The sequence below is a fragment of the Pseudomonas sp. REB1044 genome (assembly GCF_038813925.1).
In the GTDB taxonomy this organism is placed as follows: Bacteria; Pseudomonadota; Gammaproteobacteria; order Pseudomonadales; family Pseudomonadaceae; genus Aquipseudomonas; species Aquipseudomonas boreofloridensis.
Genome location: NZ_CP046139.1, coordinates 3,733,283 through 3,745,256, shown reverse-complemented (window position 1 = coordinate 3,745,256; position 11,974 = coordinate 3,733,283). Strand labels below are relative to the sequence as shown.

Below are 11,974 nucleotides of genomic sequence, written 5' to 3'. Positions count from 1 at the left end.
CTCACTGAAAATCGTAGGAGCCATCATGGACGCCCGCTTGACCGCATTTCTGGAGCGCGCCGAATCGGTGCTGGCGCGCCTTGAGCCGCTGCTTCCGGCCCAACGGCCGACTATAGACTGGAGCGAAACGCTGGCCGCGCGTTGGCAGCGTGATGGCCGCAGCGGCTATTTGATGCCGTTGCAGGTGAGCCTGGATATGCGCCTGAGCGATCTGATCGGCGTCGATCAGCAGCGCGAGCAATTGGGTCGCAACACGCACCAGTTCATTCAGGGCATGCCGGCCAACCACGCGCTACTGTGGGGTTCGCGTGGCACCGGTAAATCGTCGCTGGTGCGGGCGTTACTGGCCGAGCACGCCGGTCAGGGGCTGCGCCTGATCGAGATCGAACGCGATCATCTGGCCGACCTGCCGCGGGTGGTCGAACAGTTGCAGGGTTTAGACCAGCGTTTCATCCTGTTTTGTGACGACCTGTCGTTCGAGGCGGGCGAGGGTGATTACCGGGTGCTCAAGAGCGTACTGGACGGCTCCCTCGAACAGGCGCCGGACAACGTGCTGCTGTATGCCACGTCTAACCGTCGACATTTGGTGCCGGAGAAACAGAGCGATAACGAGAACTGGAAAATGGTCGATGGGGAACTTCATCCCAACGAAGCGGTGGAGGACAAGATTGCACTGTCCGACCGCTTCGGCCTGTGGTTGTCGTTCTATCCATTCACCCAGGAACACTTCCTCGATGTGGTCGAGCACTGGATCGGTCAGCTTGCCACGACCGCCGGGCTGACATGGCAGCGCAACGAAGCGCTCGACATCCTCGCCACGCGCTGGGCGACCGGCCGGGGCAACCGTAATGGCCGTTGTGCCTATCAGTTCGCCCGCTATTGGGTCGGACTGCAATTGCTGGAGCAGAATCAATGATCGACCTCAATGCCAGTGGCAAAGGCCTGGATGGCTACGAACTTCTGGCGGCGCAAGTCCAGGCGCTGTTCGCCGACGAGCGTGATTTCATCGCCAATGCCGCGCAGTTCTCGGCGTTTATCTATCACCAAGTGGCAGACCTGAACTGGGCGGGCTTCTACCTCAATCGCGACGAGCAACTGGTGCTCGGCCCGTTCCAAGGGCAGGTGGCCTGCGTGCGCATTCCTTTCGGCAAGGGCGTGTGCGGCGCTGCGGCAGCGACCGGGCAGACCCAGCGGGTCGAGGACGTGCATGCATTCCCCGGCCACATCGCGTGCGATAGCGCGTCCAATAGCGAGCTGGTGATACCGCTGGTGAAAGAGGGCAGGTTGATCGGCGTGCTGGATCTGGACAGCCCAACCTTGGCGCGCTTCAGCGAGGCAGACCAGCGCGGGCTTGAGCACTTGGCCTCGATCTTCCTCAGCTTGAGCGACTGCTGAAAGACAGAAGGGCCGCAGCGCGGCCCTTCCTCAAGTGAATTCGCGGATCAATCGTAGATCACGCGCTTTTTCCAGGTTTCGTCTTCATCGGTCTTGAGGCCTTCGGTCAAGGCGTTCTGTTCGTCCTCGGTCGGCTCCATCTGGTCGAGTACCTGGGCGTTGGCCCGTGCCAGCAGCTTCTCCAGGTAGATCAACTGTTCTTCGTACTGCTTGGGCTCAGGTTGCTTACGCAGATACTGCACGCCGCGCTCGAACGCCAGTCGGGCTTGCCCGGGTTGGCCCTGCTGCAAAGCCTGTTGTCCCAGGTTATTGAAGAACTCGATGTGCAGCAGCACGAGGATGTGGCGGATTTCCTTGACCCAGTACTTGCCTTCATTGGACTGCAGGAAGTTCTCCTGGGTCGCCCGGACGATCTGGTTGTGCAGCGATTCAAGCAGAAACCGCACGTCCTTGGCCTTGACCTCGGTCTGGATCGGGCTGGGCGGATTGTTCACCGGCAGCTTGTCGCCCAAGGCGATCAAGGCTTCCAGTTCGCCGATTCGCGCCTTTATATCGCTGTTTTGCTTGTCCAGCGCCAACTGCCGCTGATTGATGTTCAACTCCAGGCGCGTGAGCAGCAGCTTGAGCGCCGGGGTCATCAACTGGCCGGGAAAGGTCTCGGTGATCTCACCGCACCGGCGCAAACGATCGGTGAGCTCGATTTTCAAGCGCGTGCGTTCGAGCTTGGCGTTTTCCACGACATTGTTGAGGTAGCCGATCACGATCAGCAACGCGATACCCGCCACGATGAGCAGGGTGATCAGAAGTGGTGTCACCGTTAACGCCTCATGAAGAAGTTTTGCATCATTGAGTGTAGTGAGTCCGCGGGGGCGCGAACAGTGCAGCCTGGCGGGCAGCGCATTCAAGCGCCCATAGCGTTGTCGGCACGGGCGCGTAAAACTACAGTGCTGGCGCTTTGCGGCGAGCTTGCCGGGCCGCCGCCAGAAAAGCAACGTCAATCCCCGGGCACCCGTGCGGGCACACTAGGGAATTACGGAAGTCATTGATTTAAATAAATTTCCATAAAGGGGTTGACGGCTTCCGAGTGCATCCCTAGAATGCGCGCCACTTGCAGCGTAAAGCTCTTCGCCAAGCGCCGCAGGCAGTGAAAAGATCTAGTGTGTCCCCTTCGTCTAGTGGCCTAGGACACCGCCCTTTCACGGCGGTAACAGGGGTTCGAGTCCCCTAGGGGACGCCATTGCGGGAATAGCTCAGTTGGTAGAGCACGACCTTGCCAAGGTCGGGGTCGCGAGTTCGAGTCTCGTTTCCCGCTCCAGTTTCACGACGCTGCCGTCTGGCAGGGTTGGAAAAGAAATCCAGGGTCAGCCGCGAGGCTTTACACCTGGTGCGCTGAAAAGCGTTGGGTATGTCCCCTTCGTCTAGTGGCCTAGGACACCGCCCTTTCACGGCGGTAACAGGGGTTCGAGTCCCCTAGGGGACGCCATTTGCGGGAATAGCTCAGTTGGTAGAGCACGACCTTGCCAAGGTCGGGGTCGCGAGTTCGAGTCTCGTTTCCCGCTCCAGTTAATTCTGTGGCGTTCATGACGGTACAGCGGTGTTGAAGGGCTCAGGTCACTTCAAGCCTCAAGTGGTTGGTTTACATTGCGGGAATAGCTCAGTTGGTAGAGCACGACCTTGCCAAGGTCGGGGTCGCGAGTTCGAGTCTCGTTTCCCGCTCCATATCTTGATCTTCAACGTTTTCAAATGTTGTTGAATCACAAAAAAGACGCTTCGGCGTCTTTTTTCGTTCCTGCGTTTTCCGCAGCCAGATGTTCTCGACTGGCCCTTATCGTTGGTCACCCCATCAACGAGCCTTCAACACGCCTTGGGCCAAGCCAACGGTCATGCTCTGATTCAAGAAAAGCGCCACGTCATTGCAGTGGCGCTTAGCAACTCAAGCAGCGGGCTACTCAGGCCTAGTGGCGCTCGCCCTGATCCGGGGCGCTTAACAGTTGTTTCTCCAAATTCCAGTCAAACGGCTCGCCCTGCTGTTCGGCCTCATAACGCCGCTCTTCCAGGGTCTGATAAAGATCCAGTTCGTCATCCGGCATGTAGTGAAGGCAGTCGCCACCGAAGAACCAGAGCAGATCACGCGGCACCAAGTGTGCGATCTGCGGGTAGCGGGTGATGACTTGGCAGATGATGTCCTGGCCCAGGTACTGGCTTTCCAGTGGATCCTGCGGCAGTAGGCTCAACAGTTCGTCGAAGCGTTCCAGGAACAGCAGATGGCTTTCTTCCGGTACCTGCTCGGCTTCGCCCAGGGCCACCAGGATGGTGCGCAGATGTCGAAGCAGTTGCAGGTGATACTCCAGGTGGGAATTGGCCATGGGGCTGTCCTCGGGTATTGAAACGGGGGCCGGAGTATACGCAGGTTTTATTCGCGGGGGCAGGGTGGGCGATTGGCGTCGATCACCGACCGGCAGGGCGGTCGGCAATCGAGTCAGAGATTCACTTTAGCGAATCTTGCCTTCTGTGGGTAAGAGCTGCTCTTTGTCGAACGCATCCACATCGATCACGACACGGCGTGCAGCCTCCGCCGCTCGTAGCCGCTCGGCCTCGGCGCTCTGCAGCACACCTGATTGCACTGCCGCATCGATCAAGGACTGGCCGGGCGCAGGATGCAACTTGCCATCCTTGAGCGCTTGGTGAACAGCCTTTTGCAGCGGCTCGGTGTCGTCCAGTAGATCGCGAGCCTGTTGCAGCGCTGCTACCGGATCGCCATCCGCCTGAGGACGGAAGCACCCTGCGAGCAGTTCTTCCAGAGCGGGGTCACCTTTTTGCCGGCCGATCAGTGCAGCCACTTCAGCGTCCAGTTCATCGCTGGGGCCGGTATGCCGCCGACCGAAGGGGAACACCAGTACCCGCAGGGCGCCGCCGACGAAGCGATTGGGGAAGTTGTCGAGCAATCGATCCAGGGCCGTTTCTGCCTGTCCCAGGCTCTCTTCCAGCGCCCAGCGCAGCAAAGGCTGCATGTAGTCGGGCGCGCCGAGATCATGGTAGCGCTTGAGTGCGGCGGACGAGAGGTACAGGTAACTCAGCACGTCGCCCAGTCGTGCACTGAGGCGCTCGCGACGCTTCAAGGCGCCGCCCAGGAGCATCATGGACAGGTCTGCCAGCAGCGCGAAGGCTGCTGCCTGCCGGTTCAGTGCACGGAAGTAGCCCTGGCTGAGGGCATCGCCCGGCACCTTGTCGAAGTGTCCAAGACCTAACCCCAATACAAAAGTACTCGACGCATTGCGGGTGGCGAACATGATGTGCTTCATCAGCAAATCATCGAACTCTTTCAGTGCCTGATCGCGGTCCTCACGGCCTGCCAGCGCCATCTCCTTGAGGACGAACGGATGGCAACGGATCGCCCCTTGGCCGAAGATCATCAGGTTGCGCGAGAGGATGTTCGCCCCCTCGACCGTGATGAAAATCGGCGCGCCTTGCCAATTGCGGCCCAGGTAGTTGTTGGGGCCCATGATGATGCCTTTGCCGCCATGCACATCCATGGCGTGCTGGATGCACGCTCGACCGCGCTCGGTGAGGTGATACTTGAGAATCGCCGACAGGACAGAGGGTTTTTCACCGAGGTCTACCGCCTTGGCGGTGAGCAGGCGCGCACTGTCCATCAGCCAGGCATTGCCGCCAATCTGCGCGAGCGATTCCTGGATACCCTCGAATGCGGCCAGCGGCACATTGAACTGCTCGCGAATGCGCGCGTATTGTCCGGTCACCAGGCTGGTGTACTTTGCGGCGCCGGTGCCGACGGCGGGCAGCGAGATGGAGCGACCCACCGACAGGCAGTTCATCAGCATCATCCAGCCCTTGCCGAGCATGTCCTGGCCACCGATGAGGAAGTCCAGTGGCACGAACACGTCCGTTCCGCTGTTTGGACCGTTCATGAAAGCTGCGCCCAAGGGCAGGTGGCGCTGGCCGATCTGTACACCGGGGGTGTCAGTGGGGATTAGCGCCAGGCTGATGCCCAGTGATTCTTCCTCGCCGAGCAGATGGTCGGGGTCGTAAGCCTTGAACGCCAGGCCCAGGAGCGTGGCGACTGGGCCGAGGGTGATGTAGCGTTTCTCCCAATTCAAGCGCAAACCGATGACTTCTTCGCCGTTCCATTGGCCCTTGCAGACGATACCGGTGTCGGGCATCGCGCCGGCATCCGACCCGGCCAGCGGTCCCGTGAGGGCGAAACAAGGGATCTCATCGCCCCGCGCCAGGCGCGGCAGATAATGGTTGCGTTGCTCATCGGTGCCGTAATGCAGGAGCAATTCGGCGGGGCCGAGCGAGTTGGGTACCATCACCGTTGAGGCCAGGTCGCCGCTGCGGGTAGCCAGTTTCATCGCCACCTGCGAGTGAGCGTAGGCCGAAAAGCCTTTGCCGCCGTATTCCTTCGGAATGATCAGGGCGAAGAAGCCGTGCGTTTTGATGTGTTCCCAGGCAGCCGGTGGAAGATCCAGGTCCTGGCCGATCTGCCAGTCGCTGACCAGTGCACAAAGTTCCTCGGTCGGCCCGTCAATGAAGGCCTGTTCCTCGGCGGTGAGTTGGGCAGCAGGGTAGTCGAGGAGGGTATTCCAGTCGGGCTGGCCGCTGAACAGCTGGCCGTCCCACCAGACGGTGCCTGCGTCGATCGCTTCGCGTTCAGTCTGCGACATGGGCGGCAACGTGCGCTGGAACCAGTTGAACACCGGGGCGGTGAACAACCGGCGCCGCCACTCGGGCAGCACCAGCAAGGCAACCTTGGCTGCCAGCACCAGCCAGATCAGCGTCAACAACCATCCTGGGGCATCGGCGAAGACGCCCATCAGCAGCACGTAGACCGCGATGGCACCGATGATGTGCAGTGGCGCCAGACGCCGATGAGTGAGATACGCGGCGCCGATCACTAGCACCACCAACCACAACAGCAACATAGACCTTCCTCCTTGGAAGCTAGGGCTCGAGGTATCCCCGCAAGCATAGACGCGCTACGCAGGATGACTCGCTCTGAACAGTGACAGGGTATGGCTACAGGAGTTTCAGAAGAGCCCGCTGTCGGTACAGAGGTCAGGCACAAGGAGTAGACTGGTCGGCTCTGCCTTCCTGAGGACGTGGTGATGATCAAGATCTGGGGTCGCAAGAATTCCAGCAACGTGCGCAAGGTATTGTGGATCGCGCACGAACTGGGCCTGTTGTTCGATTCGATCGACGCTGGCGGCGCGTTTGGCATAGTCGACGAACCCTATTATCGCCAGCGTAACCCTAACGGCCTGGTGCCAATGCTCGAAGACGATGAACTGATACTTTGGGAGTCCAACGCCATCGTGCGTTATCTCTGTGCTGAATATGGCAGCAAGCAGGGTTGGTATTTGGATCAGCCGCGTCAACGCGCTCAGGCAGACAAATGGATGGATTGGACCACTTCATCCCTCGCTGCGCCATTCAGACCTCTGTTCTGGGGGTTGCTACGGACCCCCGAAGAGCAACGCGACTGGGCCGCCATCAACGCGGCGCACAAGCACTGCACACAGTTGCTGTCCATTGCTGACCAGGCTCTGGCGACGCAACCCTATTTGACCGGTGAGCACATCGGTATGGGCGATGTCCCTTGGGCAGTTTCGCCTACGCCTGGTTCGAGTTGCCCATCGAACGTCCAGAGATGCCTCACCTTGAGGCCTGGTACGAACGGTTGAAAGTGCGGCCGTCTTACCAGACAGCTGTTATGACGGCCTTGACCTGATCGAACACTCCAAGTGTTTCGATAGTCACTATCGATACGCATGACTGTACTTGTGCGGTCAGGCCTTGCACCATGGCCGCACCCTCTACTGCGCTGGCGCTTCAAGTCGGCGTGTTCCGAACCCTTTTTTCGGTACGTGATCTGCTATGAGTTCTGCTCTGTCCATCCGACAGTTGACCAAGACCTACGGCAACGGCTTCCAGGCCCTCAAGGGCATCGATCTGGAAGTTGCCGAAGGCGACTTCTTCGCCTTGCTCGGCCCCAACGGTGCCGGAAAATCTACTACGATCGGCATTCTCTCGACGCTGGTTAACAAGACCAGCGGCACAGTGAATGTCTTCGGCCACGATCTGGACCGCCAGCCTGCCGCGCTCAAGCGCAGCATCGGTGTTGTGCCTCAGGAGTTCAACTTCAACCAGTTCGAGAAGACCTTCGACATTGTCGTGACCCAGGCCGGTTACTACGGCATCCCGCCGAAGCTGGCCAAGGAGCGGGCCGAGCAGTACCTCACTCAGTTGGGGCTGTGGGACAAGCGTGATGTGCAGTCGCGTTCGCTGTCCGGCGGCATGAAGCGCCGGCTGATGATCGCCCGTGCATTGATCCACGAGCCGCGCCTGTTGATCCTCGACGAGCCCACTGCGGGTGTGGATATCGAGTTGCGCCGCTCGATGTGGAGCTTCCTCACCGAACTGAACCAGAAAGGCATCACCATCATCCTCACCACGCATTATCTGGAGGAGGCTGAGCAGTTGTGCCGCAACATCGGCATCATCGACCACGGCACCATCGTCGAGAACACCAGCATGCGCCAGTTGCTGGGCAAGCTGCACGTCGAAACCTTCGTGCTCGACCTGCGTCAGGATCTGATCGCCGCGCCGGTCCTGCAAGGTTACCCGTGCCGGCTGATCACGCCACACACGCTGGAAGTGCAGGTGGACAAGGACATTGGTATCACTGCGCTTTTCGGTCAGTTGGCGTTGCAGAGCATCGAAGTGCAAAGCTTGCGTAACAAGACCAATCGTCTCGAGGAGTTGTTCGTGTCCCTGGTTGAAAAAAACCTCTCGAAGGTGGCGGTATGAGTATCGAATTGCGGACCAATTGGGTCGCCCTCAACACCATCGTCTACCGTGAGGTACGTCGTTTCCTGCGCATCTGGCCGCAAACACTGCTGCCGCCAGCCATCACCATGGTCTTGTACTTCGTCATCTTCGGAAACCTGATCGGCCGGCAGATCGGCGACATGGGCGGCTTCACCTACATGGAGTACATCGTGCCGGGGCTGATCATGATGTCGGTGATCACCAACTCTTATGGCAACGTGGTGTCGAGCTTCTTCGGCAGTAAGTTTCAACGCTCCATCGAAGAGCTGATGGTCTCGCCGGTGTCGCCGCATACCATCCTGGTGGGCTATGTGCTGGGTGGCGTGTTGCGTGGTCTGGCAGTGGGCGTGATCGTGACGATCCTGTCGATGTTCTTCACCCATCTGCAGGTTCACCATCTGGGCGTGACGGTCGTGGTGGTGCTGTTCACCGCGACGATCTTTTCGCTGCTGGGCTTCGTCAACGCGGTTTTTGCACGGAATTTCGATGACATTTCGATCATCCCGACCTTTGTGCTGACACCGCTGACCTACTTGGGCGGGGTGTTCTATTCGATCAACCTGTTGCCGCCGTTCTGGCAGACCGTGTCGCTGGCCAACCCGGTGTTGCACATGGTCAATTCGTTCCGCTACGGCATTCTAGGGGTGTCGGATATCAGCATTGGCACCGCGATCACCTTCATGGTGGTGGCCACTGCACTGCTCTACGCACTGTGCATCCGACTCCTGGTCAGTGGGCGTGGCATGCGGGCGTGAGCTTCTGAGCTTGCGCCGACGCCACTGGCGACCGACCCACCAGCGCCAGTAGAACAGTGTGGTGAAGTAGGCGGCGATGCCCAGAAGTACGCCGCATACCACCGACCCCAGCAGGAAGGGCTGCCATACGGTGGAGAGCTGGTCGGTGATCCACTGAAAGGTCAGCTCGTCTGGCAGCGTGCGCGGTGGCACTTGCATCAGCCAGGCCCCGGTCATGTAAGTGACGAAGAACACCGGTGGCATGGTCAGCGGGTTGGTCAGCCACACCAAGCTCACGGCAATGGGCAGGTTGCCCCGTACGGGAATGGCCAAGGCTGCAGCCAGCAGCATTTGCATGGGAATGGGGATCAGCGCCGCGAACAGTCCGACACCCATGGCACGAGCCACCGAATGGCGGTTCAGGTGCCAGAGGTTGGGGTCATGGAGTAATCGGCCGAAGAAGCGTAAGGATTTGTGTTCCCTGATGCTGGTCGGATCCGGCATGTAGCGTTTGAATAATCGGCGCGGCATGTAGGCCCCGGGGCTGGAGTAGGGCGAGTATGCCGCGATTTCAGCGCAATCTCGTTCAGAGTTTGTGACAATTATTGAGTGAGCTCTGAGGGCATTGGCGCCTAGGCTGCAGGGGCGTTGATGCTTGCGGAGCTCTATTTCTATGCGCACAGGGATGTTTGCGCTGGTGCTCGGGTTGTTGAGCCTGGGTTTGTGGCCTGCCTTGCCATCGGTCGGGTGGCTTTTCCTTCTGTCGTTGTTGGCGCTGTTGTGCCTGCGCAGCCGCGCCTGGCCGCTGGGCTGGCTGTTGCTGGGCGTGTGTTGGGCCTGCTGGTCGGCGCAGCAGGCCCTGGACGATCGCCTGGCCAGCGGTCTGGATGGCCGCACCTTGTGGTTGGAGGGCAGGGTGGTGGGGCTTCCGGCACACTCCGGCGGCACTGTGCGCTTCGACCTTGAGGATGCGCAGTCGCGGCGTGGTGCGCTGCCTCGGCACGTCCAGTTGAGTTGGTTCGGCGGCCCGACGATCAGGGCGGGTGAACGCTGGCGACTGGCGGTGACACTCAGGCAGCCGAGCGGTCTGCTTAACCCCCATGGTGCGGATCGCGAAGCGATGTTTCTGGCTCGTCGCATCGGTGCCACCGGAACAGTCAAGGCCGGCGAGAGGCTGGAGCCGGTCCGAGGCGGCTGGCGGGATCGCTTGCGTCAGCGGCTGCTGGCAGTGGATGCGCACGGACGTGAATCGGTGCTGGCGGCTTTGCTGCTGGGGGATGGCTCGGGCCTGACGCGGACGGACTGGCAAACTTTGCAGGCCACTGGCACCGTGCATTTGCTGGTTATTTCCGGACAACACATCGGTCTGCTGGCAGGGCTGATATACGGCGTAATTGCCGGCTTGGCTCGTCTAGGTGTGTGGCCTGGGCGCTGGCCGTGGCTACCTTGGGCGTGTGGTCTGGCGATGGCTTCGGCGCTGGGCTACGGGGCGCTGGCTGGATTCCAGGTGCCCGTGCAGCGTGCCTGCCTGATGCTGGCTACGGTGCTGCTCTGGCGTCTGCGCTTTCGCCACTTGGGCGCCTTCTTTCCGCTATTGCTGGCGCTGACCGGTGTGCTGCTGCTTGAGCCGCTTGCAAGCCTGCTGCCAGGTTTCTGGTTGTCCTTCACTGCCGTGGCCACCTTGATCTACTGTTTCAGTGGACGTCTGGGCCGCTGGCGTCCTTGGCAAGCCTGGAGTCGCGCGCAATGGGTGATCGCGATCGGTTTGCTGCCTGCATTGCTGGCGCTGGGCCTGCCGATCAGCCTCAGCGCACCGTTGGTCAATCTGCTGGCCGTGCCCTGGATCAGCCTGGCTGTTTTACCTCTGGCGTTGCTCGGCACGGCCTTGTTACCGCTGACGGGCGTCGGCGAGAGTTTGTTATGGGTGGCCGGCGGGTTGATCGACATCATGTTCCGCACGCTCGGCCTGTTGGCCGAATGGCAACCAGCGTGGCTGCCTCGTCCCTTGCCGCTGTGGCGTTGGAGTCTGGTGTGTGTCGGTGCGCTGCTGCTGCTGTCACCGCGCGGCGCGCCGCTCAAGGGGCTGGGGGCGGTGATGCTCCTGGCGCTATGGACGCCCCGCGATCACATCCCGCATGGACAGGCAGAGATTTGGCAGTTGGACGTCGGCCAAGGCCTGGCGGTACTGCTGCGTACGCGGCATCACAGCCTGCTCTACGACGCCGGGCCAGCCACCCGTTTCAGTGATCTTGGGGAAAGCGTGGTACTGCCAACGTTGCGCAAGCTCGGTGTCGATCAGCTCAATGTGATGTTGATCAGTCATGCCCATGCCGACCACGCGGGCGGTGCTGCGGCGGTGTATCGAGGACTGCCGATCGTGCGCGTGCTGGCAGGCGAGCCGCTGGCGCTGCCAGCCTCGCTGCAGGCGCAAGCGTGCGCCAGCGGCGAGCGCTGGGAATGGGACGGCGTGCATTTCTCGCTGTGGCACTGGCCGCAGGGCAAGAGCAGCAACGACCGCTCCTGTGTATTGTTGGTCGAGGCTCAGGGCGAGCGCTTACTGCTCGCTGGCGATATGGAGACGGCCGCCGAGCGCGCCTGGCTGAAAGAAAACGTATCGCCACGCATCGACTGGCTGCAGTCACCGCATCACGGCAGCCGCAGTTCCTCCACCGAGCCGTTCATACGCGCAACGGCGCCACGTGGCGTATTGATTTCCCGAGGGCGACACAACATGTTCGGTCACCCTCATCCCCAAGTGATCGAACGCTATCGACGGCATGGTCTGACCGTGCATGATACGGCTCTGCATGGCGCGTTGCGCCTGTCGCTGGGTGCCCATGGCGACGTCGAGGGGCTTGGTCTGCAAAGGCGTTTCTGGCGCGGGCCACCGTCCTGAACCTGCCTTAACGGCACTGGCTCAATCAACCTGAGGAAGCCCTGACCTCCGGCAGATGAGCGTCTGGCGCGCCTATGGTAGAGTGGCGACCATTTTCAGGGGG

The 11,974-nt window shown here is 60.7% G+C and carries 9 protein-coding genes, 5 tRNA genes and 1 pseudogene; 11 read left to right on the top strand and 4 right to left on the bottom strand.

Annotated features, from left to right (window positions below; translation table 11 throughout):
* Positions 1-25 precede the first annotated feature (25 nt).
* Positions 26-916, top strand: a complete 891-nt coding sequence (locus GKC70_RS17100; protein ID WP_295483434.1) for an ATP-binding protein — start codon at positions 26-28, stop codon at positions 914-916.
* Positions 913-1,395, top strand: a complete 483-nt coding sequence (locus GKC70_RS17095) for a GAF domain-containing protein (protein ID WP_342649367.1) — start codon at positions 913-915, stop codon at positions 1,393-1,395. The genes GKC70_RS17100 and GKC70_RS17095 overlap by 4 nt, the downstream gene beginning before the upstream one ends.
* A gap of 47 nt (positions 1,396-1,442) precedes the next feature.
* On the opposite strand, the gene GKC70_RS17090 is transcribed toward GKC70_RS17095, so the two are convergent.
* Positions 1,443-2,210: a hypothetical protein gene (locus tag GKC70_RS17090; RefSeq protein ID WP_029612970.1), complete on the bottom strand. Its 768-nt coding sequence runs from the start codon at positions 2,208-2,210 to the stop codon at positions 1,443-1,445.
* A 346-nt stretch (positions 2,211-2,556) separates the two neighbouring features.
* Between GKC70_RS17090 and GKC70_RS17085 the strand changes: the two genes are divergently transcribed.
* The 5 genes from GKC70_RS17085 to GKC70_RS17065 all read left to right on the top strand — a co-directional run bounded on the left by GKC70_RS17085 (position 2,557) and on the right by GKC70_RS17065 (position 3,114).
* A tRNA-Glu gene (locus GKC70_RS17085) sits at positions 2,557-2,632 on the top strand.
* Between the two features lie 2 nt (positions 2,633-2,634).
* Positions 2,635-2,710: transfer RNA gene (locus GKC70_RS17080), tRNA-Gly, on the top strand.
* Positions 2,711-2,802: 92 nt separating this feature from the next.
* Positions 2,803-2,878 (top strand) — tRNA-Glu (locus GKC70_RS17075).
* Positions 2,879-2,881: 3 nt separating this feature from the next.
* A tRNA-Gly gene (locus GKC70_RS17070) sits at positions 2,882-2,957 on the top strand.
* Between the two features lie 81 nt (positions 2,958-3,038).
* A tRNA-Gly gene (locus GKC70_RS17065) sits at positions 3,039-3,114 on the top strand.
* A gap of 236 nt (positions 3,115-3,350) precedes the next feature.
* Here GKC70_RS17065 and GKC70_RS17060 read toward each other — a convergent pair.
* Together GKC70_RS17060 and GKC70_RS17055 are read right to left on the bottom strand one after the other, a co-directional pair.
* Positions 3,351-3,761: a PA2817 family protein gene (locus tag GKC70_RS17060; protein WP_342649366.1), complete on the bottom strand. Its 411-nt coding sequence runs from the start codon at positions 3,759-3,761 to the stop codon at positions 3,351-3,353.
* 126 nt (positions 3,762-3,887) lie between these two features.
* A complete protein-coding gene (locus tag GKC70_RS17055; protein ID WP_342649365.1) occupies positions 3,888-6,335 on the bottom strand; it encodes an acyl-CoA dehydrogenase in 2,448 nt (815 codons plus the stop codon).
* A gap of 183 nt (positions 6,336-6,518) precedes the next feature.
* Here GKC70_RS17055 and GKC70_RS17050 point away from each other — a divergent pair.
* The 3 genes and pseudogenes from GKC70_RS17050 to GKC70_RS17040 all read left to right on the top strand — a co-directional run bounded on the left by GKC70_RS17050 (position 6,519) and on the right by GKC70_RS17040 (position 8,996).
* Positions 6,519-7,141 (top strand): annotated as a pseudogene (locus GKC70_RS17050) (glutathione S-transferase).
* Between the two features lie 146 nt (positions 7,142-7,287).
* Positions 7,288-8,220, top strand: coding sequence for an ABC transporter ATP-binding protein (locus GKC70_RS17045; RefSeq protein WP_342649364.1), 933 nt, complete (start codon positions 7,288-7,290; stop codon positions 8,218-8,220).
* Positions 8,217-8,996 carry an ABC transporter permease gene (locus GKC70_RS17040; protein WP_029612976.1) on the top strand — a complete coding sequence of 260 codons (780 nt, stop codon included), beginning with the start codon at positions 8,217-8,219 and terminating at the stop codon, positions 8,994-8,996. Before GKC70_RS17045 ends, GKC70_RS17040 begins: the two co-directional genes overlap by 4 nt.
* Here the strand turns inward: GKC70_RS17040 and GKC70_RS17035 are convergent.
* Complete coding sequence (locus GKC70_RS17035) at positions 8,880-9,506, bottom strand: DUF2062 domain-containing protein (RefSeq protein WP_342649363.1); 627 nt, start codon at positions 9,504-9,506, stop codon at positions 8,880-8,882. The two genes, GKC70_RS17040 and GKC70_RS17035, sit on opposite strands and share 117 nt — an antisense overlap.
* 142 nt (positions 9,507-9,648) lie before the next feature.
* Between GKC70_RS17035 and GKC70_RS17030 the strand changes: the two genes are divergently transcribed.
* Positions 9,649-11,871, top strand: coding sequence for a DNA internalization-related competence protein ComEC/Rec2 (locus GKC70_RS17030; protein WP_342649362.1), 2,223 nt, complete (start codon positions 9,649-9,651; stop codon positions 11,869-11,871).
* The last annotated feature ends 103 nt before the right edge of the window (positions 11,872-11,974 follow it).

Excerpts from the sequence above, each read along its gene's own strand:
- GKC70_RS17095 (WP_342649367.1), top strand. The coding sequence starts at position 913 with ATGATCGACCTCAATGCCAGTGGCAAAGGCCTGGATGGCTACGAACTT.
- GKC70_RS17030 (WP_342649362.1), top strand. The coding sequence starts at position 9,649 with ATGCGCACAGGGATGTTTGCGCTGGTGCTCGGGTTGTTGAGCCTGGGT.
- GKC70_RS17040 (WP_029612976.1), top strand. The coding sequence starts at position 8,217 with ATGAGTATCGAATTGCGGACCAATTGGGTCGCCCTCAACACCATCGTC.
- GKC70_RS17060 (WP_342649366.1), bottom strand. The coding sequence starts at position 3,761 with ATGGCCAATTCCCACCTGGAGTATCACCTGCAACTGCTTCGACATCTG.
- GKC70_RS17100 (WP_295483434.1), top strand. The coding sequence starts at position 26 with ATGGACGCCCGCTTGACCGCATTTCTGGAGCGCGCCGAATCGGTGCTG.
- GKC70_RS17045 (WP_342649364.1), top strand. The coding sequence starts at position 7,288 with ATGAGTTCTGCTCTGTCCATCCGACAGTTGACCAAGACCTACGGCAAC.
- GKC70_RS17035 (WP_342649363.1), bottom strand. The coding sequence starts at position 9,506 with ATGCCGCGCCGATTATTCAAACGCTACATGCCGGATCCGACCAGCATC.
- GKC70_RS17055 (WP_342649365.1), bottom strand. The coding sequence starts at position 6,335 with ATGTTGCTGTTGTGGTTGGTGGTGCTAGTGATCGGCGCCGCGTATCTC.